This window comes from Actinophytocola sp. (assembly GCF_050699915.1).
In the GTDB taxonomy this organism is placed as follows: domain Bacteria; phylum Actinomycetota; class Actinomycetes; order Mycobacteriales; family Pseudonocardiaceae; genus Actinophytocola.
This window is the reverse complement of record NZ_JBOHGA010000047.1, coordinates 14,147-34,738: the sequence shown is the minus strand read 5'-3', so window position 1 is coordinate 34,738 and position 20,592 is coordinate 14,147. Positions and strand designations below refer to the sequence as shown.

At 72.3% G+C, this 20,592-nt stretch carries 19 protein-coding genes; 7 read left to right on the top strand and 12 right to left on the bottom strand.

Annotated elements, in window-relative coordinates; all coding sequences use genetic code 11:
- The 3 genes from ACRDSK_RS11685 to ACRDSK_RS11675 form a co-directional block, all read left to right on the top strand.
- The coding region (locus ACRDSK_RS11685; RefSeq protein ID WP_431440315.1) for a prolyl oligopeptidase family serine peptidase at positions 1-495 on the top strand (495 nt) is incomplete at its 5' end.
- On the top strand, positions 492-1,403 hold the full coding sequence (locus ACRDSK_RS11680; protein ID WP_431440313.1) for a S66 peptidase family protein: 912 nt from the start codon (positions 492-494) through the stop codon (positions 1,401-1,403). The genes ACRDSK_RS11685 and ACRDSK_RS11680, both read left to right, overlap by 4 nt.
- Positions 1,404-1,455: 52 nt before the next feature.
- Entirely contained in the window at positions 1,456-2,721 is a 1,266-nt protein-coding gene (locus ACRDSK_RS11675) for an aminotransferase class V-fold PLP-dependent enzyme (RefSeq protein ID WP_431440311.1), read from the top strand.
- Here the strand turns inward: ACRDSK_RS11675 and ACRDSK_RS11670 are convergent.
- The 4 genes from ACRDSK_RS11670 to ACRDSK_RS11655 form a co-directional block, all read right to left on the bottom strand.
- The gene (locus ACRDSK_RS11670; protein ID WP_431440309.1) at positions 2,718-3,542 is read right to left on the bottom strand and encodes an ArsR/SmtB family transcription factor; all 825 of its coding nucleotides are present in this window, start codon (positions 3,540-3,542) and stop codon (positions 2,718-2,720) included. The two genes, ACRDSK_RS11675 and ACRDSK_RS11670, sit on opposite strands and share 4 nt — an antisense overlap.
- Positions 3,543-3,603: 61 nt before the next feature.
- On the bottom strand, positions 3,604-4,200 hold the full coding sequence (locus tag ACRDSK_RS11665; protein WP_431440307.1) for an N-acetyltransferase: 597 nt from the start codon (positions 4,198-4,200) through the stop codon (positions 3,604-3,606).
- Positions 4,197-5,300 (bottom strand): winged helix DNA-binding domain-containing protein, encoded by a 1,104-nt coding sequence (locus ACRDSK_RS11660; protein WP_431440305.1) that lies wholly within the window; start codon positions 5,298-5,300, stop codon positions 4,197-4,199. The genes ACRDSK_RS11665 and ACRDSK_RS11660 overlap by 4 nt, the downstream gene beginning before the upstream one ends.
- Positions 5,287-6,423 (bottom strand): epoxide hydrolase family protein, encoded by a 1,137-nt coding sequence (locus tag ACRDSK_RS11655; RefSeq protein ID WP_431440303.1) that lies wholly within the window; start codon positions 6,421-6,423, stop codon positions 5,287-5,289. The genes ACRDSK_RS11660 and ACRDSK_RS11655 overlap by 14 nt, the downstream gene beginning before the upstream one ends.
- Positions 6,424-6,485: 62 nt before the next feature.
- On the opposite strand from ACRDSK_RS11655, the gene ACRDSK_RS11650 reads away from it, so the two are divergent.
- Both ACRDSK_RS11650 and ACRDSK_RS11645 read left to right on the top strand, forming a co-directional pair.
- The gene (locus ACRDSK_RS11650; RefSeq protein ID WP_431440301.1) at positions 6,486-7,457 is read left to right on the top strand and encodes a helix-turn-helix transcriptional regulator; all 972 of its coding nucleotides are present in this window, start codon (positions 6,486-6,488) and stop codon (positions 7,455-7,457) included.
- Positions 7,454-7,882 carry a hypothetical protein gene (locus ACRDSK_RS11645; protein WP_431440299.1) on the top strand — a complete coding sequence of 143 codons (429 nt, stop codon included), beginning with the start codon at positions 7,454-7,456 and terminating at the stop codon, positions 7,880-7,882. Before ACRDSK_RS11650 ends, ACRDSK_RS11645 begins: the two co-directional genes overlap by 4 nt.
- Before the next feature lie 6 nt (positions 7,883-7,888).
- Here ACRDSK_RS11645 and mptB (ACRDSK_RS11640) read toward each other — a convergent pair whose 3' ends face one another.
- The 6 genes from mptB (ACRDSK_RS11640) to ACRDSK_RS11615 all read right to left on the bottom strand — a co-directional run bounded on the left by mptB (ACRDSK_RS11640) (position 7,889) and on the right by ACRDSK_RS11615 (position 16,695).
- Positions 7,889-9,460, bottom strand: a complete 1,572-nt coding sequence (gene mptB / locus ACRDSK_RS11640) for a polyprenol phosphomannose-dependent alpha 1,6 mannosyltransferase MptB (protein ID WP_431440297.1) — start codon at positions 9,458-9,460, stop codon at positions 7,889-7,891.
- A complete protein-coding gene (gene mptB, locus ACRDSK_RS11635) occupies positions 9,457-10,965 on the bottom strand; it encodes a polyprenol phosphomannose-dependent alpha 1,6 mannosyltransferase MptB (protein WP_431440296.1) in 1,509 nt (502 codons plus the stop codon). The genes mptB (ACRDSK_RS11640) and mptB (ACRDSK_RS11635) overlap by 4 nt, the downstream gene beginning before the upstream one ends.
- Before the next feature lie 134 nt (positions 10,966-11,099).
- Positions 11,100-12,755 (bottom strand): dipeptide ABC transporter ATP-binding protein, encoded by a 1,656-nt coding sequence (locus ACRDSK_RS11630; RefSeq protein ID WP_431440295.1) that lies wholly within the window; start codon positions 12,753-12,755, stop codon positions 11,100-11,102.
- Positions 12,756-12,758: 3 nt separating this feature from the next.
- Positions 12,759-13,673, bottom strand: coding sequence for an ABC transporter permease (locus ACRDSK_RS11625; protein ID WP_431440293.1), 915 nt, complete (start codon positions 13,671-13,673; stop codon positions 12,759-12,761).
- Complete coding sequence (locus ACRDSK_RS11620) at positions 13,670-14,695, bottom strand: ABC transporter permease (protein WP_431440317.1); 1,026 nt, start codon at positions 14,693-14,695, stop codon at positions 13,670-13,672. Before ACRDSK_RS11620 ends, ACRDSK_RS11625 begins: the two co-directional genes overlap by 4 nt.
- A 146-nt stretch (positions 14,696-14,841) precedes the next feature.
- Positions 14,842-16,695: an ABC transporter substrate-binding protein gene (locus tag ACRDSK_RS11615; protein ID WP_431440291.1), complete on the bottom strand. Its 1,854-nt coding sequence runs from the start codon at positions 16,693-16,695 to the stop codon at positions 14,842-14,844.
- 139 nt (positions 16,696-16,834) lie between these two features.
- On the opposite strand from ACRDSK_RS11615, the gene ACRDSK_RS11610 reads away from it, so the two are divergent.
- Positions 16,835-17,662 carry a M55 family metallopeptidase gene (locus ACRDSK_RS11610; protein ID WP_431440289.1) on the top strand — a complete coding sequence of 276 codons (828 nt, stop codon included), beginning with the start codon at positions 16,835-16,837 and terminating at the stop codon, positions 17,660-17,662.
- On the top strand, positions 17,655-18,971 hold the full coding sequence (locus ACRDSK_RS11605; protein ID WP_431440287.1) for a M20/M25/M40 family metallo-hydrolase: 1,317 nt from the start codon (positions 17,655-17,657) through the stop codon (positions 18,969-18,971). The genes ACRDSK_RS11610 and ACRDSK_RS11605 overlap by 8 nt, the downstream gene beginning before the upstream one ends.
- Positions 18,972-18,986: 15 nt before the next feature.
- On the opposite strand, the gene ACRDSK_RS11600 is transcribed toward ACRDSK_RS11605, so the two are convergent.
- Positions 18,987-19,709: a GNAT family N-acetyltransferase gene (locus ACRDSK_RS11600; protein ID WP_431440286.1), complete on the bottom strand. Its 723-nt coding sequence runs from the start codon at positions 19,707-19,709 to the stop codon at positions 18,987-18,989.
- Entirely contained in the window at positions 19,702-20,556 is an 855-nt protein-coding gene (locus tag ACRDSK_RS11595; RefSeq protein ID WP_431440284.1) for an SCO6745 family protein, read from the bottom strand. Before ACRDSK_RS11595 ends, ACRDSK_RS11600 begins: the two co-directional genes overlap by 8 nt.
- Between the last annotated feature and the right edge of the window lie 36 nt (positions 20,557-20,592).

Sequence of the window (20,592 nt, the reverse complement as noted above, 5' to 3'; positions counted from 1 at the left end):
GGCGCGGCCGACCCCGGCCGGCTCGCCATCCGCGGCGGCAGCGCCGGCGGCTGGACCGCCGCCGCCTCGATGACCACAGTGGACACCTACCGGTGCGCCACGATCATGTACCCCGTCCTCGACATGCTCGCCTGGGTCGGCGAGACGCACGACTTCGAGTCCCGTTACCTCGACAACCTCGTCGGCACCCTGCCCGAGCACACCGACCGCTACGTCGAGCGCTCGCCCATCAACCGCATGGACAAGCTCGCCGGGCCGGTCCTGCTGCTGCAGGGCCTCGAGGACGAGGTCTGCCCGCCCGAGCAGGCCGACCGGTTCGTGGCGAGCCTCGACGGCAGCGGGGTGCCGCACGCATACCTGACCTTCGAGGGCGAGCAGCACGGGTTCCGCCGCGCGGACACCATGCGGGCGGCGCTGGAGGCCGAGCTTTCCTTCTACGGCCAGGTGTTCGGCTTCGAGCCGCCCGGCGTACCCAGGCTGGAGCTGCGCACGTGACGCGCGTTCGGCCACCGCGGCTGAAGGCCGGCGACACGGTCACGATCGTCGCACCGTCCGGGCCGCCGCCGCCCGAGCTCGTCGACACCAGCGTGGCCGTGCTGCAGGACTGGGGCCTGCGCGTGCGGGTAGCACCGCACGTCCTCGACCGCCACCCCGACCTGCCCTACCTCGCCGGCCTCGACGCGCACCGCGCCGCCGACCTGCAGCAGGCGTGGTGTGACCCGGAGATCGCCGCGGTGGTCTGCGCGCGCGGCGGGTACGGCGCCATGCGGATGATCGACCTGCTCGACTGGGACGCGATGTCCGGGGCCGGCCCCAAGGTGTTCACCGGGTCCAGCGACATCACCGCGCTGCACGGCGAGCTCGGCGAGCGCCTCGGCGTGGTCACGATGTTCTCCCCCATCACCGCGGGTCCGTCGTTCGACCAGACCGCCCAGAAGTACCTGCGCGCCACGCTGTTCGAGCCGGAGTCGATGCTGACGCTGACCGGCCCGACGGTCGCCACGATGAACCACGGCACCGCGACGGGCACGGTCGTCGGCGGCAACCTCAGCCTGCTCTCGTCGTGCGTCGGCGCGACGGCCCGCCCGCCCGACGACGCGATCGTGCTGCTCGAGGACGTCAACGAAGAGCCCTACCAGCTCGACCGGATGCTCACCCAGCTGCTGCGGGCGGGCTGGTTCACCGGCGTGGCCGGCATCGCGCTCGGCTCGTGGACCGGCTGCGGCGAACCGTCCGATGTGTACACCGTGGTGGCGGACCTGTTGGGCGGCCTGGGCATCCCGATGGTGTGGGATCTCGGGTTCGGCCACGTGCCGGCCCAGCTCACCATCCCCCTCGGCGTGACGGCGACCCTGGACGCGGACGCCGGCACCCTCACGCTCACCGAGCCCGCCCTGCGCTGACGGGTCCAACCTGACGGTCCCCGCGTGCGCTCTCAGCACATACGATCGCCGGATGGACGTACTGCGCCGCCGCAGCCTGCTCACCGCCGGACTCGTCGCGGGAGCCGGAGCCGCGCTCTCCGGCTGCTCCCCCGCCCGCCCCGAGCGGCGCGCCGCCGGGTTCGCCCCGGACGACTGGGACTCCGTCCGCGCGCAGTTCCCGCTCGACCCGGACCTCGTCCACCTCGCCGCGTTCGTGCTCGCCGCGCATCCGAAGCCGGTCCGCGACGCGATCGAGGCGCACCGCGCCGGGCTCGACGCGGACCCCGAGCACTACGTCCAGGAGCACCATCAGGCCGAGGACGAGGTCCGCCAGGCCGCCGCCGCCTACCTCGCCACCGAGCCGGGGAACGTCGCGCTCACCGACAGCACCACCATGGGGCTCGGCCTGCTCTACTCCGGCCTGAACCTGAACGCCGGCCAGGAGATCCTCACCACCGAGCACGACTTCTACGCCACCACCGAGGCGCTGCGCCTGGCGAGCGAGCGCACCGGCGCGACCGTGCGACGTGTCCGGCTCTACGACGACCCGGCCACCGCGAACGAGACAGAGATCGTCGACCGGCTGCGCGCCGCGATCGGGCCGCGCACCCGCGTGGTCGCGGTGACCTGGGTGCACTCCGGCACCGGCGTCCGGCTGCCCATCCCGGCCATCGGCGAGGCGGTCGCCGAGGCCAACGCCGGCCGGCCGCCCGCGGACCGCGCGCTGCTGTGCGTCGACGGCGTGCACGGGTTCGGCGCGGTGGACACCGACATCGGCGACCTGCGCTGCGACTTCCTCTCGACCGGCACGCACAAGTGGCTGTTCGGACCGCGCGGCACGGGGTTGCTGTGGGGCCGGCAGTGGGACGCGCTCGCCCCGATCATCCCGACCTTCGCCGGTGACGGGTCGCCCGGCGCCACCTTCACGCCCGGCGGCTACCACTCCTTCGAGCACCGCTGGGCCGTGCGCGAGGCGTTCGAGTTCCACGCCGCGATCGGCCGGGACCGGATCGCCGCCCGCATCGCCGAGCAGGCCACCCAGCTCAAGGAGGGCCTGGCCGGGATCGACGGCGTCCGGGTCGTCACGCCCGCCTCGGCCGACCTGTCCGCCGGCATCGTCTGCTGCGATCTGTCCACAATGGACGCGCCCACGGCGGCCGCCCGGCTGCGCGCCGAGCACCGGATCGCGGCGAGCGTGACGCCCTACGCCGAGCTGTACCTGCGCTTCGGGCCGAGCATCGTGACCACGCCGGCGCAGATCGAGGCGACGATCGCGGCGGTGGGCAAGCTGGCCTAGGCGGGTGTCGCCTCCGGCAGCGGCGCGCCGGTCTCCAGCAGTGTCTTGATGCTCGCGACCAGATGCAGCCAACCGCCGCCGCTCTCCGCGAGCTGTCCGCTGACCGCCCGGTACATCTCCGTCTCGCCCGCGAAGCCGTCGTGGGTCACGGTCAGCTTGACCACGGACCCGGCCTCCTCGATGTCGAACGCCACCCGGGTGCGCGGCTCGGCCATGAGCTCGGCGAACTTCTCCTCCGACCAGCCGAACAGCTCCGCGTGCGCGGGCTGGTACTTGTGCCAGCTGTAGGCGAGCCGCCGGTGCGGTTCGGCCTCGAGCACGACCATGCCCTGGTCCACGGGCTCGGCGTCCGGGCCGAACCGCGCCAGGATCGGCGAGCCGACCTGCCAGTCGGACACGACCTCGAGGCCGCCCCAGTACTGGCGGGTGAACTCCGGCTCGGTCAGCGCGCGCCAGAGCCGCTCGGGCGTGGTCGCGATGAATGTGGTGTAGACGAACACGGGGTCGCCCATGGGTTCGGCCTCCAATGCGGTTTTCAGGTTCGCCAGTGCGTGCACGTGGTCCTGGTCGTACCGGTGGATCCAGCGCTGCGCGATGGCGTTGATCGGCTCCGCGTTGAGGTGATGCAGCTTCTCCCGGCCGCGCCGCACGGTGTTCACGAGGTTGGCCTGCTCGAGCACGGCGAGATGCTTGCTCACCGACTGCCGCGCCATGTCCAGCCCCGCGCACAGCTCGCGCAGGGTCTGTCCGTTGCGGTCGTTCAGCCGGTCGAGTAGCCGGCGCCGACTGGGGTCGGCCAGTGCCCGGAACACCTCGTCCATCGCCCATCCTCAACATGCAGCCAGTTGGCTGCCTGAATATAGGCAGCCAACTGGCTGCATGTCAACCGATGAGGACCTCGCTCCCGATGGGCGTGAAGCCGGCGGCGAGGCACGCGCGCAGTGACCGCGCGTTGCCGGGCGCCACGGCCGCGAACACCGGCTCACCGGCCGCCACCAGCCGCAGCCCGTCCCGGATCAGGCCGCGCCCGACCCCGCGCTCCCCCGTTCCGGTCAGCTCCACGGACAGCTCCGTCCGGCCCGCGAGCCCGCGCGCGATCGTCACCAGCCCGCGTTCGTCGCCGTGCACGCGGACCTCGCCACGCAACGTCTGGGCGAGTCGGACCCGGGGGTGGTCGTCGAGATCCGACCGCACGGGCAGGGTGCCGCCGCCCAGCCCGTGCGCCGCGAGCGTCACGTCCAGCGTGTCGACCTCCCCGGACGGCCCGGCGAGCGCCGACAGCGTCGACGGCCGTAGCGCCGAGCCGAACGCGTCCAGCCCGGGCAGCGTCCGTGTGCTCGCCACGTACACCCGGCCGGTCAGCGACACCACCGCCGCGCGCCCGTCGGCCAACGGTGGCAGGAAGACCGCCCGCCCGTCGGCCGGCGGGAAGAGCCCCGCCGCAGCGTCCAGCAGCACGGCCAACAGCGGATGGCTCACGTCCACACCAGCTCCCGTTCCACCTCCGGCGCCGCGAACTCCAGCAGCCGCAAGGCCTCCGCCTCTACCTCGGCGTGGTCCGCGGCGGGCAGCCGCTCGAACAGCTCGACCGACAGCGTCGCCCGATCTGTCGCCCGATCTGTTGCCCGGTCTGTCGCCCGGTCGCGAGACCGGCGCAGCTGCCACGACCCGCGCACCGTCCCGTCCACCAGGACCGTCGGCGCGATCATCGAGCCGACGCAGATCCGCTTGCGGTACTCGTCCGGCATCAGCCGCGTGCGGTCGGCGTAGGCGACGATCAGGTTGTCGAACTCCGGCAACAGCCGCACGGGCGCCGGCGTGTCCGGGTCTGGGTAGGCCATGTTCGGCAGGTCGTAGCGCTCGCCGTCGAACCGCACCAGGTCCGGCATCGCCGCCACGACCTCGCCGAGGCCGGTCACGCCCGACCACATCCGCATGTCCCGCACGGTCGCCGGGCCGTAGCCGGCCAGGTACCGGCGCACGAGCCGCGCCGGGTCCGGCTCCTCGAGCGGCCGGCCCAACCATTCGGTCGCCAGCGCGAACGGCGTCGTCCCGCCGCGGCGCCAGGTGCCGTTCGGCGGCGGGTGCACCACCGGGACGAGGCACTGCACCGACCAGGCCAGCGCGTCCGGCTCGGCGTCCGGCCACCGCGGCGCCAGCAGGTCACGCAGCTGCGGGCGGGTCAGCGTGCGGCCGGCCAGCAGCGACTCCCCCACCGTGGCCAGCTCGGCGAGGTCCACGCCCTTGGTCACCCTGCCGAACGCGGCCTGTCGCCCGCGCGCGAGTGTCGGCGCCACGAGCGGCCGCAGCCACGGGTAGTCCGCCCCGGCCACGATGTGCTGGGTCCCGCGCAGCGTCGAGGACCGCACGACCGACCGATCCTCCAGCAGACCCGTGAGGTCGTCGGGCGCGAAGCCGGTGAGCCGCGACCACAGCCCGAGGTAGGGCGCGTTTGCGGCCTGCGCCTGCAGGCCCACCAACCGCGCCACCGCGTCCATTGTGGACACGCTGGACCGGTGGAGCAGGAGCTGGCGGTCCAGCGTCGCCCGGTTCAGCCGGCGTATCTCAGCGGTGGTCACGGAAGAAGCCTCGCAGGTCCGCGGCGAGCAGGTCAGGTGTCTCCATCGCGGGGAAGTGCCCGCCCCGGTCGTGCTCGGTCCAGGTCGAGACCGCGCCGTCCGGGTCGAGCAGCCAGCGGATGGAATGGTCGGCGGCGAACACCGACACGCCGAGCGGCACCCCACCCGCGTTCAGCGGCGCGGCCCCGGTCTCGCCGACGAACGCCTTGAACGCCTGCATGCCCTCGAAGCCGAACTGCGCCGAGGACGCGCCCGAGCCGGTGAACCAGTACACGCTGACGTTGGTCAGCAGCCGGTCGACGTCCACCGCGTCCTGCGGCTCCGGCTTGGCCGGGTCGGTCCAGGCCGCGAACTTCTCCGCGATCCAGGCCAGCTGCCCGGCCGGCGAGTCGTTGAGGGAGAAGGCCAGCGTGGTCGGCCGGGTCGCCTGCAGGTGCAGGTAGCCGAGCCCCTCCTCCTGGAACGTGTTGAACCGCTCGGCGCGCACCTTGTCCACATCGGACAACCCGGCGATCGGGACCGGCGGGCCGAACGGGTAGGGCCCGGGACCGGTGACGTGCGCGGCAACGACCCGGCCGGGTGCCACCATCGGCAGCATCCCGGTGACGCCCGCGCCGATGTCGCCGCCGTGCGCGCCGAACCGCTCGTAGCCGAGCTCGGTCATCAGCTCCGCGAACGCGCCGGCGACCCGGAACAGGTTGCCCCACCCCGGTTCGGTCATCGGGGTGGCGAAGCCGAACCCGGGCAGCGACGGGATAACCAGGTGGAAGTCGTCGGTCAGCGGCTCGACGAGGCCGAGCAGCTCCACGAACGAGCTCGGCCAGCCGTGGGTGAGCAGCAGCGGCAGCGCGCCGGAGTTGGCCGACCGGACGTGCACGAAGTGCAGCCGCTGCCCGTCGACGGTCGTGGTGAACTGCGGGAACGAGTTGAGCCACCGCTCCTGGGCGCGCCAGTCGAACCGGGTGCGCCAATGCTCGGCGAGGTCGCGCAGGTAGTCGACCGGCACACCACGCTCCCAGCCGACACCCGTCATGGCGGTGGGCCAGCGGGTGGCTGCGAGGCGGGCGTGGAGGTCGTCGAGTTCGGCCTGCGGGACGTCGACGCGGAACTTCTCGATGTTCATGAGCCGAGGTTAGGAACGATTGCGGAAGACTTCGTTCCGCAATGTAGGGCAGACTGGGACCCGTGCTGGACACCTCCGCACGGCTGTTGCGGCTGCTCTCGCTGCTGCAGGCGCGCCGCGACTGGACCGGACCGTCGCTCGCCGAACGGCTCGGCGTGTCGACCCGGACCGTGCGCAAGGACGTCGAGCGGCTGCGCAACCTCGGCTACCCGGTGCACGCCACGCCGGGGGTGGCGGGTGGCTACCGCCTCGGCGCGGGGGCGCAGCTGCCGCCGCTGCTGCTCGACGACGAGGAGGCCGTGGCGGTCGCGGTCGGGCTGCGTACGGCGGCCGGCGGCACGGTCACCGGCATCGAGGAGACCTCGGTCCGCGCGCTGACCAAGCTCGAGCAGGTGCTCCCCTCGCGACTGCGGCACCGGGTCAACGCGCTGCACACCGCGACCGTCCCGGTGCCCGGCGGCGGCCCGACGGTCGACTCGGACGTACTCACCACCCTCGCCGCGGTGTGCCGGGACCACGAGCGGCTGCGGTTCGACTACACCACCCACGAGGGCCACGACATCGTGCGCAGCGTGGAGCCGCACCGTCTCGCGCACGCCCGCGGCCGTTGGTACCTCGTCGCCTACGACCTCGACCGGGACGACTGGCGGACGTTTCGAGTGGACCGCCTGCGCCCGAAGATCCCGACCGGTCCCCGGTTCGTCCCGCGCGAGCCGCCCGACGGCGACCTGGCCGCGTACGTGGCCGCGAAGCTCGGCACCGCGACGTGGCGCTTCCGGGCCACGGTCCGCGTGTTCGCCCCGCCGGAGGAGCTCGCGCCCCGGCTGCCGCCGGGTGTGGAGCTGCTGGAGACGTCCGCGGAGTCCTGTGTGGTAGCCGTCGGCTCCGACACCCCGCAGATGCTGGCCGTCTACATCGGACTGATGGACGCCGACTTCGAGGTGGCCGGCCCGCCGGAGCTCCTCGCACAGCTGGCAGTCCTCGCCGGCCGCTACGCCCGGGCAGTGGCAAGGGCGGAGAGAATGACGCCATGACCGAGCCGAGCCCGCGCGAGCGGATCCTCGCCGAGTGCACCCGGCGAGGCCGGGCCGCCGTGGTCGCCGGCTGCGTGCGCCTCGTCGAGGGCGGCGAGGCCGACGACGGGTTCGTGCGCGTGCTCGCCGGACGGACCGCACCGTGGTGGTTCGCCAACCGAGAGGACGAGGACCTGCGGTACTGGCTGCGGGTGTGGGGCACGCGCGGGCTGCTGTGGGCGTGGGAGGACAGCGCGCTCCCAGCCCTGCGGGCCGGGCTGCGCGACCCGGCGTGGCGGGTCCGCGAGATGGCCGCGAAGGTCGTCGCCCGCAACCTGCTGGGCGACGCCCTGGCCGACGTGGCCCCACTCCGCGACGACCCGGTTCGCCGGGTCCGCGACGCCGCCACCCGAGCCGTGGCCACCCTCACCGCCCGCGGCGCCTGAAGCGACTCAGATGAACTGGCGCTCGCGCAGGTGCAGCGGGTCGGGCCGGACCAGGGACACCCCCGCCAGCACCGCCGCGGCCACCGACACGATGACCCACATCCCGATGTACATCATCTGCTCGCCGTCCGCCGAGTACGGGGCCACCATGAACGCCGACACCCCGACGAACACCGCCAGCTGACGCGGCTTCCACGGCAGCCCGACCGCGAGCACGAGGCCCCACGTCAGATACCAGGGCAGCAGCGTCGGCGACAGCACGGCCACCGCGAACAGCGCGATCGCCGCCATCCGCACCGCGCCCGGGCCGCCGTCGCGCGCGCGCCACCACAGGCGCAGGATGATCACGAACAGCACGACCTGGCCGAGGATCCGGGTGATCGTGACGACCCACTCCACCGGCACCTGGACGGCGATGCCGATGATGCCGTGCAGGAGCTCCCCCGCGGCCGTCGGCGGTCCCAGCCAGTTCACGAGCTTCGACGACGCGTCGATGTGGTAGATCCAGCCCACGTTCACCCCGGCGGCCAGCGACACCGCCGTGAGCACCACGGCGAACACCGCCACCGCGCTCGCGCAGGCCCGCGCGAAGTTCCGCCACCGCGTCGACGACAGGTGCCCGGCCCACACCCACACCAGGAACGGCAGCGCCACCAACGCGCTCGCCTTCACGGCCACGGCGATCGACACGAGCGCGAACCCGGCCACGTGCCGGCGCTCCAGCAGCAGAAGCGTGCCGGCCGCCAGGAAGCCGATCATCAGCACGTCGTTGTGCGGGCCGCCGACCAGGTGCACCACGGTCAGCGGGCCGGCCAGCAGCATCCACGCCGCCACCGGCAGCCGCCCGCCCAGGTGGCGCACCAGCCCGGGCAGCGCCCACACCAGCAGGCCGAGCCCGGTCACCAGCACCGCGCGCAGCAACAGCGACCCGACCAGGATGTTCGTGCCGGTCAGCGACACGATTCCCTTGGCGAGCAACAGGAAGAACGGTCCGTACGGCGACGGCTGGTCGTGCCAGAACGGGTGCACGTTCTCTATGAGCTCCGGCGCGGCCACCACGGTCGGGCCGACCGAGTACGGGTCGTAGCCCTCCAACAGGGCGCCGGCCTGCGCCAGGTAGGAGTACACGTCGGTGGTGAACATCGCGGGCGCGATCAGCATCGGCGCGATCCAGCACGCGGCCGCGACCAGCACCGGCCGCGTGCCGACCTCGCCGGCGAGCACCTTGCGACCCAGCCGCACCCACGCCCACACCAGCAGGACGTAGCCGAGGTAGACCACGACCGTGGCGAGCATCTTGCCGTGCCCGTAGCGAACCCACGAGGCCGGACCCTCCGACAGGAACGGGTCGTTCACCGCGGTCGCGGCGGCGCCGAAACCGCCGAGCAGCAGCATCAGCGAGCCGATCGTGCCCTGCACGATCGTGCTCGTGGGGTTGTTGGACCTCCGGGCGCCCTTCGGGGCCACCGGGATCTCGGACGCCCCGTCGAGGGGATCGGCTCTCGGGGCCTCGGCTCCCCGGGGCACTGGTCCCCCGGTCTCGGCTCCCTCAGGTGCGGTCTCGGTACCCGCGCTCATCGTGTGACTCCTACCGGCGTGAGCGGCTCGTCGCCAGGTTTGAACAGTTTCAGCGGGTCCGGCCGCAGCAGCGACAGCCCGGCCAGCACCGACACGCCGGCGGCGAGCGCCATGAACAACCAGTCGTAGAGCAGGTCGTCCCCGGCCGGGCTGTAGGTCAGCACGAGGAACACCGCGACGGTCGCCTGTACGGCGAGCTGGCGCGGCTTCCACGGCAGAGCGGCGGCGAGCATGAACCCCCACGTCAGATACCACGGCAGCGTAGCGGGCGAGAGGATCGCGACGACCAGCAACGCGATCGCGGCGCGCTTGACCGCGTCCGGGCCGCCGTCGCGCGCCCGCCACCACTGCTTCACCAGGACCACCAACATCACGATGCCGCCGACGACGCGCATCGCGTTCACGAAGTACACCTTGTTCAGGTCGATCGCCAAGCCGACGAGCGCGTGGATGAACTCGCCGACGCCGGTGGGCAGCGAGAGCCAGTTGATGATCGCGGTCGGGGCGTCGAGCGCGGCGATCCAGCCGAGGTCCACTCCGGACGCGAAGGTCGTCAGAGCGAACGTGGCGAGGAAGATCGCGAGCGAGAACGCGCACGCCCGCGCGAAGTTGCGCCATCGCGTCGACGTGAGGTGCCCGGCCCACACCCACACCAGGAACGGCAGCGCGACCGCGGCGGTCGCCTTCACCGCGACCGCGAGCGTCACCAGCACGATGCCGAGCACATGTCGCCGGTCGAGCATCAGCGCGGTGCCGGCGGCGAGGAAGCCGACCATCAGCAGGTCGTTGTGCGGCCCGCCGATCAGGTGCACCACGGTCATCGGCCCGGCGATCGCGAGCCACAGCGCCACCGGCAGCCGGCCGCCGAGGTGGCGCACCAGCCTCGGCATCGCCCACAGCAGCAGGCCTACGCCGACCACGAGCCCGAGCCGCATCAGCAGCACGCCGGCGATCATGTTCGTGCCGGTGATCGAGATGACGCCCTTGGCCAGCAGGATGAACAGCGGCCCGTAGGGCGCCGGCGTGCTCTGCCAGAACGAGTCGACGTTGTCCACCACCGGGTCGACCTCGAGGTTGCCCGGACCGCTCGTGAACGGGTCGAACCCGTGCAGCGGCAGCGTTCCGTAGGCGACGTAGAGGTAGGCGTCCCGGCTGAACACCGGCGGCGAGAACAGCATCGGCACGATCCAGCAGGCCGCCGCGACCAGCACCGGCCGCGCGCCCACCCGGCCGGCGAGCACGTGCCGGCCCAGCCGTACCCACGCCCACACGACGAGCAGGAATCCGATGTAGAGCACGATCGTGGCGAGCATCCGCCCGTGCCCGTACCGGACCCAGGACAGCGGCCCGCGGCCGAGCAGCGGGTCCTGCGCCAGGATCGCCCCCGCCCCCAGCGCGCTGACCAGGATCAACACGCTGCCGACCGTGCCGAGCGCGATCGTGCGCACGGGCAGCGGGTGCGTGCGCACACCGGGCTCCGCGTGGGACGCGTCGACGGTGGTCACAGAGGGTGCCCCGGGGGTCGGCTGGGTGGCGGTCAACATGGCGGTTCGAGATTACACAGGGGCGTTGGTCTGATTGCCGCAGTGGCTGCTTTTCGGCGCACCGCGCGCTCCCGGCACGACACTCCGGGTAGCGGTCACGTCTGGGGTCGCGTCGACGGGAGGGCGGCCAGCAGCGAGCGAGTGTAGTCATGCGTCGGTTCGCGCAGGACCTCGTCCACCGGGCCCACCTCGACCAGCTCGCCCTGGTACATCACGGCCACCCGGTCGGCGATGTTCCACGCCAGCCCCAGGTCGTGGGTGATGACCAGGGCGGCGAGGTCCAGCTTGGCCCGCAGCCGCAGCAGCAGCGCCAGGATCTCGCCGCGCACCGACGCGTCCAGCGACGCCACCGGCTCGTCCGCGACCAGCAGCCGCGGCTCCAGCGCCAGCGCACCCGCGATCACCACCCGCTGCCGCTGCCCGCCGGAGAGCTGGTGGGGCAACAGGGGCATGAACTCCTCGGGCGGGCGCAGTTCGGCCCCCTCCAGCGCGGCCGCCACCAGCTCCCGCTCGTCGCCCTCCACGCGGTGGATCCGCAGGCCCTCCGCGACCGACTCGTACACCGAGTGCCGGGGGTTCAGCGCGCTCGTCGGATCCTGCAGCACCAGCTGCACCTGCCGGCGGTAGGCCTTCAGCCCGCCGCTCGACGTCGGCACCGGTGCGCCGTCGTAGACCACTCGTCCGCTCGTCGGCGGCTGCAGGCCGAGGATCGCGCGCGCCAGCGTCGTCTTGCCCGACCCGGACTGGCCGACCAGTGCGACGATCTCGCCCGGCCGCACCTCGAGGTCCACGCCCGCGACGGCGTGGGTGACCGCTCGCCCGCGCCCCTCGAAGGTCACCCGGAGGTCCTCGGTGCGCAGCAGGGGCTCGGCGGGCGCCGCGCCCGTCTCGTCCGCGGTCGGCGGCTCGGGCAGCCCCAGAGCGCTGTTCGTCGCCGGCGCGTACCGGTAGGCCGGGTCGCCGACCGTGGGGAACGCCGCCGCGAGCGCCTTGGTGTGCTCGTGCGTCGGCTCGGCGATGATCGACGCCGCCGCGCCCTCCTCCACGATCCGGCCCTCGTACATCACCGCGAGCCGCTGGCAGGTCGACGCGAGCACCGCCAGGTCGTGGCTGATCATGATCAGCCCGATGTCCTGCTTGGCCACCAGGCTCGTCATCAGGTCGAGCACCTGCGCCTGCACGATGACGTCGAGCGCGGTGGTCGGCTCGTCGGCGATGATCAGCCGCGGCTCGCAGGCGAGCGCCATCGCGATCATCACCCGCTGCTTCTGCCCGCCGGAGAGCTCGTGGGGGTACGCGTCGCCCTTCGCGGCCGGCAGCTCGACCTGGGCGAGCAGCTCGTTCACCCGCTTGCGCAGCTCGGCCGTCGAGGGCTGTCGCGAGCCGTGCAGCACGATCGGCTCGGCGATCTGGTCCCGCACCCGGCGCACCGGGTTCAGCGCGTGCATCGCTCCCTGGAACACGATCGCCGCCGTCGTCCAGCGCACCGCGCGCAGCCGGCCCCACTTCATCGTGGCGACGTCCTCGCCGTCCAGCAGGATCTCGCCGCTGACCTGTGCCGAGGTGGGCAGCAGCCGCAGCACCGACATCGCGACCGTGGACTTGCCGCAGCCGGACTCGCCGGCCAGGCCGAGCGTCTCCCCCGCCGCCAGGCTCAGGCTCACCTCGCGGACTGCCTCGACCTCCCGCTCGCGCCCGCGGTAGCGAACCGACAGGTTCTCGAGCCGCAGCAGTGCGTTCTGCTCGGGCACCGCTCAGCCCTCCCGCAACCGTGGGTTCAGCACCGACTCCAGCGCCCGCCCGCACATGGTGAACGCCAGCACCACGATGCCGATCGCGATGCCCGGCGGCAGCAGGTACCACCAGGCGCCCGCGATCACCGCGCTGTCCAGCCAGGCCGAGCGCAGCATGGATCCCCACGACGGGCGCAGCGGGTCGGGGTCGCCGAGGCCGAGGAACGACAGGGTCGACTCGGCCACGATCGCGCTGCCCACCGCGAGCGTGGTGTTGACGAACACCAGCGGCAGCACCGCCGGCAGCACGTGCTTGGTGATCACGTGCAGGTGCCCGCCGCCCAGGGCCCGCGAGCGCTCGATGTACGGGCGCGCCTCGATCGTCAGCGTCTGCGCGCGCACCAGCCGCGCCGCCGAAGGCCACGACGTCAGGCCGATCGCCAGGATGATCGTGCCGATGCCGCGCTCCAGGACCGTCGACAGCGCGATCGCCAGGACGAGGGACGGGAGCACGAGGAAGAAGTCGGTGACCCGCATCAGCGTGGCGGACACCCAGCGGCCGTAGTGCGCGGCGAGGATGCCGATGACCGTGCCGATGCCGATCGCGATCAGGGTGGCCACGAAGCCGACGGTCAGCGAGATCCGCGAGCCCCACAGGGTGAGCAGCAGGACCGAGCGGCCATGCCGGTCGGTGCCCAGCGGGAACTCCGCGCTCGGCGCCTCGAGTCGCCCGCCGGTCGCCTTGGTGACGTCCAGCGCCTGCTGGTCGGTGAGCACCGGCGCGAGCACCGCCAGCAGCACGATGAGCGTGAGCAGCCCGAGGCCGACCAGGCCGGTGCGCTGGCGGGAGAACTCGCGCCAGCCGGCGGCGAACGCCGCACCGCGCCGGCGCCAGGCCAGTGCCCGCGGGCCGGGAGTGCGAGCCGGCGCCGTCATGAGGTACGCACCCGCGGGTCGAGGACGCGGTAGAGGATGTCGGCGAGGACGTTCATGGCGATCACCGCGCCGGCGAGCACGATGAACGTGCCCTGCAGCAGCGGCAGGTCCCGGTCGGACAGCGCGTCGTAGGTGAGCAGGCCCAGGCCGGGCCAGGTGAACACGGTCTCGGTCGTCACCGCGCCCGCGATGACGAACCCGAGGTGCAGGAACACCAGCGTGACCGTCGGCAGCAGGGCGTTGGGCACCGCGTGCCGGCGCCGGACCAGGTCGTCGCGCAGGCCCTTCGCCCGGGCCGTGGTGAGGTAGTCCGAGCCCATCTCCTCGAGCAGGGAGGAGCGCATGACGAGCTGGTACTGCGCGTAGATCACCGCGACGAGCGTGATCGTCGGCAGCACCATGTGATGGGCGACGTCGATCGTCTGCGACAGGAAGTCCGGCGGGGTGTCGGAGTCGACGATGCCCTGGGTCGGGAACAGCCCGCTGGTCGCGCCGAGCAGCAGCATGCCGAGCCAGAACGTCGGCGTGGACCACAGGGTCAGCGCCACGCCGGTGGAGACGCGGTCGAACCGGCTCCCCCGCCGCCACGCCGAGCGCGTGCCCAGCCACAGGCCCAGCGCCACGGCGATGAGGGTGGCGACGCCGACGAGCAACAGCGTCGGGCCGAGCCGCTCGCCGATCTTCTGCGCGACCGGCACCCGGAACACGTACGACTCGCCGAGGTCGCCGTGCAGCAGCCGCCAGACGTAGTCCAGGAACTGCTGGTACAGCGGGTCGTCGAGGCCGAGCTGGCTCTTGAGCTCCGCCATCGCCTCCGGGGTGGCGGGCCGCCCGCGGAACATCGTCTGGACGACGTCCCCGGGCAGCACCCGGAACAGCAGGAAGCCCAGCACGACCACCAGGCCCAGGCTGATCAGCCCGCCACCGACCTTGGTCAGCACATAGCGGACGACTCCGCCACCGCGAGTGGGTGGCGGAGCCTCCGCGAGTGCCTCCTCGGTCGGGTTGAGAATGTCCGACAGAGCCGCCTCCCCGAAATTCGAAGTGTTGGTTGCGTTCCGGCGAACGAAACCGTTATGTCCGTTTCTTGTGGTTGGCTTCCGTCACGTTCCCCTGAGGTCGCGTTGGTCGACGCGAGGCCTTGAGCAACGATCCACGAATCCCCCCTCTATTCGCGATCTTCCGCGGTCTTGCGCCGGCCGCGCGCGAACAGCAGGCCGCCGACGAGCAGCACCACGACGATGCCGCCGACGATGCCGAGGATCATCCCGGTGTTGCTACCGGAGTCCGCGGCCGCCTCGTCGGTGCCCTCGCCGCTGGCGGTCATCATGCCGTTCTCGTCGAACGTGGGCACCGGGCCCGCACCCTTGGGCGTGGCGCCGAGGTAGCCCCAGTAGCCCTGCTGGTTCATGATCACGCCGCCGTCGGCCGGCTGCAGCGGGAAGCCCTCGAAGGCCTCCTTGCGGTAGGCCTCGAGCGCGTTGTCGTAGCCGAACACGACGAGGGTGGCCTGCTCGTAGAGCCGCTCCTGCATCTGCTTGACGAGGTCGGCCCGCTTGGCGGGGTCGAACTCCTGCAGCTGCTGGGAGTAGAGGTCGTCGTACTCCTCGTCGCACAGGAACGAGTCCGGCGTGCCGCCCTCGCCCTGTGCGTTCGGCCGGTTGGCGCAGGTCTGCAGCGACAGCACGTAGTCCGGGTCCGGGTTGGCGTTCCAGCCGGACATCGCGAGGTCGAACTCGCCGCGCGTGGTGTCCTCGTTGACCTGGTCGTCCGAGCGCGGCTGCAGCTGGGCGTTGATGCCGATGTCCTTGAGCCAGCCCACGACGTACGGCGCGGCGTTCTCGTCCACGACGTTCTCCGCGTGCGTGAGCAGCCGCAGGTTCAGCGGCTTGCCCTGCTTGTCCGTTCGGACCCCGCCCGCGCCCTTCTTGTAGCCGGCCTCGTCTAGCATCCGGTTCGCCTCGTCGAGGTCGAACTCGCGCTTGAGGTCGTCGGGCGGGGACCACGCGTAGTCGGAGAACACCGGCGGGATGTAGCCCTTGGCCTCCTCGGCGTAGCCGCCCCACACCTTGTCCACCAGCGTCTTGGAGTCGATCGCGGTGGCGATGGCCTGGCGCAGCTTGACGTCCTTGAGGGCCGGGTTGCCGTTTCCGATCGGCTTGTCGTCGGCGGTGGCAGCGCCCGGGTTGAGCAGGATCTCGTTGAACCGCCGGTTCTGCGCGTTGTTGAGGGCGATGTCCGAGTCGTTCTTGAGCGCGTCGAACTGGGTCGGGCTCAGCCGGTTGACCAGGTCGACCTGGCCGCTCTGCAGGGCGGTGACCGCGGCGTCCGCGTTGCGGTAGTAGATGAAGTGCAGCTCGTCGACCTTGGGCGCGCCCCGCCAGTAGTTCTTGTTGGCCTTCATCTTGACGAACTGGGCCTCTTTGAACTCCGTGATCGTGTACGGCCCGCTGCCGACCATCGGGTACTCGGGCTCGGCCCCGATGTCGGACATCTTCGACCAGATGTGCTCGGGCACGAGCGGGATGTCCAGCGCCAGCATCGTCGCCTGCGGCACCTTGGTCTTGATCACCAGCGTCTTGTCGTCGGTGGCCTCGACCGACTCGAACTGCGAGACGAAGCTGCCGTTCGCCGTCCGCGCGACCTCGTCGGTCATCATCTTGTTGAACGTGAAGGCCGGGTCCTTCGCGGTCAGCGGCTGACCGTCGGACCACTTGACGCCCTCGCGCATGTGGAACGTCCAGGTGAGCTTGTCCTCGGACGTCTCCCAGGACTCCGCCAGGCTCTTCACCGGCTTCTGGTCCTGCTGGCTGTAGACCGTGAGGTAGTCGAACGCGGTGCGCAGGATGTCGGTGCCCGTTCGGGTGATGCTGATGAACGGGTTCAGCGAGTCGATCTCCTGGGTCACGCCGACCTTGAGGATCTTGGACTGCTGTCCGCCGGCCGCCTGCGCGGCGGGCGCGGTCGACGCGCCGGCCGGCCCCGCGGTCACTCCCAGTGGCATCGTGACCAGGGCGGACACGAGAAGAGTGATACCGAGTGCGGCACGCCTCGATCTCACGATGATCACCTCTTCCTGATAGTTGAGAGGAAGTAACCATCTGCGGGTTGAAAAAGTCAATGAGTGTCCGCGACGGGTACCAAGACGTAACGTGGGGTCCGTGCGGATCATGATTTCGGCCGACATGGAAGGCGCGACCGGCGTCACGTGGACCGCGGACGTCGAGCCGGGGACTGAGCAGTGGCAACGGTTCCGGAAGATGTTCACCGGTGACGTCAACGCCTGCGTCGAGGGCCTGTTCGCCGGCGGTGCGACCGACGTGCTGGTGAACGAGGCGCACTCGGCGCAGCGCAACCTCCTGCTCGAGGAGCTCGACACGCGGGCGCGGATGCTGACCGGCCGGCACAAGCCACTGTCGATGATGCAGGGCGTCGACAGCGGCATGGACGGCGTCGTGTTCCTCGGCTACCACGCCGCCGCGGGCCTCGACGGTGTCCTGTCTCACACCTATCTGCCGAACCAGATCACCGGCGTGTGGCTGGACGGCGTGCGGGCGAGCGAGGGCCGATTGAACTCCGCGCTCGCCGCGGAGCATGGTGTGCCCGTCCTCCTCGTCACCGGCGACGACCTGACCTGCGCGGACGCCGCCGAGTACGCCCCGGACGCGAACGCGGTGGCGGTGAAGGAGTGCGTCAGCCGGTACGCCGCGATCTGCACGCCGCCCGCGGTGACCGCGGCCATGATCACCGAGGCCGCGCACCTGGGCATGGCTCGCGCCGGATGTTTCGCCGGGTCGGCGACCGGGCACCGGATCGAGGTGGAGTTCGACGCCGCGCACCTCGCCGCGGCCGCCGCGGTCGTGCCGACCGTGGACCAGCTCCAGGTGCGCCGGGTCGGCTTCGACGCGCCGTCGATGACCGAGGCGATGAAGGCGTTCAAGGTGGTCACCGCCATCGCGAGCGGTGCTGTGGAGGGCAGTTATGGGTGAACCCCACGTCGAGGAGCTGTGCTCGCAGCTGATCAGGTTCGACACGACGAACCTGGGCGGCGGCGAGTCCGAGGGCGAGCGCGAGGCGGCCGAGTTCGTCGCGTCGCACCTGTCCGCGGTCGGCCTCGAGCCGGAGCTGCTGGAGCGCTCGCCGCGGCGCAGCAACGTGTTGACCCGGGTGCGCGGGTCGGACCCGTCGCTGCCGCCGCTGCTCGTGCACGCCCACCTGGACGTGGTGCCCGCCGACCCGGCCGAGTGGACGGTGGCGCCGTTCGCCGGCGAGATTCGCGACGGGTTCGTGTGGGGCCGCGGTGCGGTGGACATGAAGGACATGTGCGCCACCGTGCTCACCGTGCTGCACCGGTGGGCGGCGGAGGGCCGCGGACCGCGCCGGGACCTCGTGCTGGCGTTCGTCGCCGACGAGGAGGACAACGGCCTGTGGGGCGCGCACTGGCTCGTCGACGAGCACCGGTCGCGCTTCGACGGCGTCGCCGCGGCGATCGGCGAGTCCGGTGGGTACACGGTCCGCGCCGCGTCGGCGACCGGCGAGCCGGTGCGGCTCTACCCGGTGGCGACCGCCGAGCGCGGCACCGCGCACCTGCTGCTCACCGCGAACGGCCGGGCCGGGCACGGCTCGCGGCGCAACGACGACAACGCCGTGCGCAAGCTGCTCGCCGCCCTGCAGCGGATCTCCGACCACCGGTGGCCGGTTGTGCTGACTCCCGCGGTGCGCGCGTTCTTCGAGCGGACCGGCGCGGCACTCGGCTTCGAGGTCGACCTGTCCTGCGACGACGCCGTGGACGCGACACTGCGCCGGTTCGGGCCCGCGGCGAAGATTGCGGAGAACACCGTGCGCAACAGCACGACGCCGACCGTGCTGAGCGCCGGCTACAAGGTCAACGTCATCCCCGGGGTCGCGCAGGCCCAGGTCGACACCCGGGTGCTGCCCGGCACCCAGGAGCAGTTGCTGGCCGAGATCGATCGGCTGCTCGGCCCGGACGTGGCCCGCGAGTTCCTGGCGATCCAGCCGCCGGTGCAGGCGCCGGTCGACTCGGCGTGGTTCGCCGCCATGGCCTCCGCGCTCGAGGGCGAGGATCCCGGCGGGATCGTGGTCCCGTTCTGCATGGGCGGCGGCACCGACGCGAAGGCCTTCGTCGGCCTGGGCATCGACTGCTACGGGTTCGCGCCGCTGTGGCTGCCGGAGGACTTCGACCACCGGCTGATGGCTCACGGCGTCGACGAGCGCGTCCCGGTCGAGGGTCTGCGTTTCGGCGTGAACGTGCTCGACCGCTTCCTGTCCTCGGTCTAGGTCGGGTCTGACGGACTAGCCCGGCTGGGTTCGATAGTGGTACCGAGCCGCCGTGGTGAACCCGGCCCGCGCGTAGAACGCCCGCGCCACCGGGTTGTCCTCGCGCACCTGCAGCCAGCACCGCCGCACGCCGCCCCGCGCGAGCAGCCCACCCAGCAGCACCGAGCCCAGCCCGCGCCGCCGCGCGTCCGGCCGCACCGCCATGCAGTACAGCCCGCCCCACTCCCCGACCACCGCGAGCCGGGCCACCGCCGACACCCCGGCCGCGTCCCGCACGCTCGCGTACCGCGCCGGCCCGCCGCACAGGATCCGCCGCGCCACCGCCAGGGCCGCCTCGTCGCCCCGGCCGTCGACCGACCACCACAGGTCCAGCCACTCCTCGGACGGCTCGTCCTCGACCGACACCTCGCCGGCCGGCCGGCCCAGCTCCGCGAGCACAGTGGGAACGTCGGCCACCTCGACCGACGTGGGCGAGCCGAACCGGTAGCCGCGCGCGGCGAGCCGGTCGTCGAGATCCGGCGGACACACGGTCGGCCCCAGCTGGAAGATCGCCGGCAGGCCGTGCCGGGCGTAGTGCCGCTCGACCTCGTCCAGCGCCGTGGCCACGTTCGGCGGCGCGGCCAGCGGCGCCACCGAGTTCGCCCGCTGCGTCACCCCGCCCGACACCCGCGCCACCCAGCCCGCGATGTCTACTTCGGACAGTGCGGGCCAGCCGCGACGCAGCAGGTCGTCAAGCAAGTGGCCCGGGTGGCAGCCCGGTCGGGTTGACCTCCGGCAGCATGCCCGACTCCCACAGCTCGAGCACCGACGGCCGCAGCGTCGCCACCACCCGCTCGACGCCGTCCTCGCCCAGCGCAGCGAGCCCACCGGTCCAGGCCCGCTCGTCGGTGCGCTCCTCGATCGCGTCGAGGAACTCCTTGCCCCACGCGGTCAGCACGCCGTCCTCGCCCAGAATCCCCCGCGACCGCAGCGCGCGGGCGGCCGCGTCCCAGTCCTCGGTGGACCAGCCGCGCACCGAGCGCAGGAGCTCCGCGGAGAACTTACCGGCGCCGACCTGCAGCACCAGCGCCTCGAGCCCGGTGACGCCGGCCGCCAGCAGCGCCGCCACGTGCCCGTCACCGCGGTGCTCGCGCAGCGACGTCGCGAGCTGCCAGACACCCGCGACCGGGTCGTCGGACAGCGGCAGCTCGGCGTTCGCCGCGTACAGCGCCCGCCCGGTCGGGTCCATCGACGCGGCCACCGGCGCGAGCAGCGACACCGCCTCGGCGCAGGCGTCCTCGGCCATGCCGGCCGACCGCAGCGCGGCCGTCGACACCTCCGCCCGTGTGGCCAGGCACTTGGCCGGCTCGGCGCGCGACCAGGCGTCCGGCAGCGCCTTGAACACCATGGACGGCTCGAACCCGGCGAAGGTGGCCACCACCGCGCCGGCACCGACCGGGCCCAGCGGCGCAGCGCGGAAGGCGAAGTAGGTCATCCAGAACCCGCGCAGGCCGATCCCCACGCCGGCGTCCCGCACGCCCGGCGCGAAGTAGACGACTCCGTGTATCGGCTCCAGCGCGGTCCACAGCCGGCGGGCGGGGTGCATGAGTGCCTCCTTGCGTGTCTCTAGGATCATGCGCCA

What these genes read in the sequence shown, in the direction of transcription:
- ACRDSK_RS11675 (WP_431440311.1), top strand. Translation starts at nt 1,456, where the DNA reads ATGGACGTACTGCGCCGCCGCAGCCTGCTCACCGCCGGACTCGTCGCG.
- ACRDSK_RS11670 (WP_431440309.1), bottom strand. Translation starts at nt 3,542, where the DNA reads ATGGACGAGGTGTTCCGGGCACTGGCCGACCCCAGTCGGCGCCGGCTA.
- ACRDSK_RS11655 (WP_431440303.1), bottom strand. Translation starts at nt 6,423, where the DNA reads ATGAACATCGAGAAGTTCCGCGTCGACGTCCCGCAGGCCGAACTCGAC.
- ACRDSK_RS11645 (WP_431440299.1), top strand. Translation starts at nt 7,454, where the DNA reads ATGACCGAGCCGAGCCCGCGCGAGCGGATCCTCGCCGAGTGCACCCGG.
- mptB (WP_431440297.1), bottom strand. Translation starts at nt 9,460, where the DNA reads ATGAGCGCGGGTACCGAGACCGCACCTGAGGGAGCCGAGACCGGGGGA.
- ACRDSK_RS11625 (WP_431440293.1), bottom strand. Translation starts at nt 13,673, where the DNA reads ATGACGGCGCCGGCTCGCACTCCCGGCCCGCGGGCACTGGCCTGGCGC.
- ACRDSK_RS11605 (WP_431440287.1), top strand. Translation starts at nt 17,655, where the DNA reads ATGGGTGAACCCCACGTCGAGGAGCTGTGCTCGCAGCTGATCAGGTTC.
- ACRDSK_RS11595 (WP_431440284.1), bottom strand. Translation starts at nt 20,556, where the DNA reads ATGCACCCCGCCCGCCGGCTGTGGACCGCGCTGGAGCCGATACACGGA.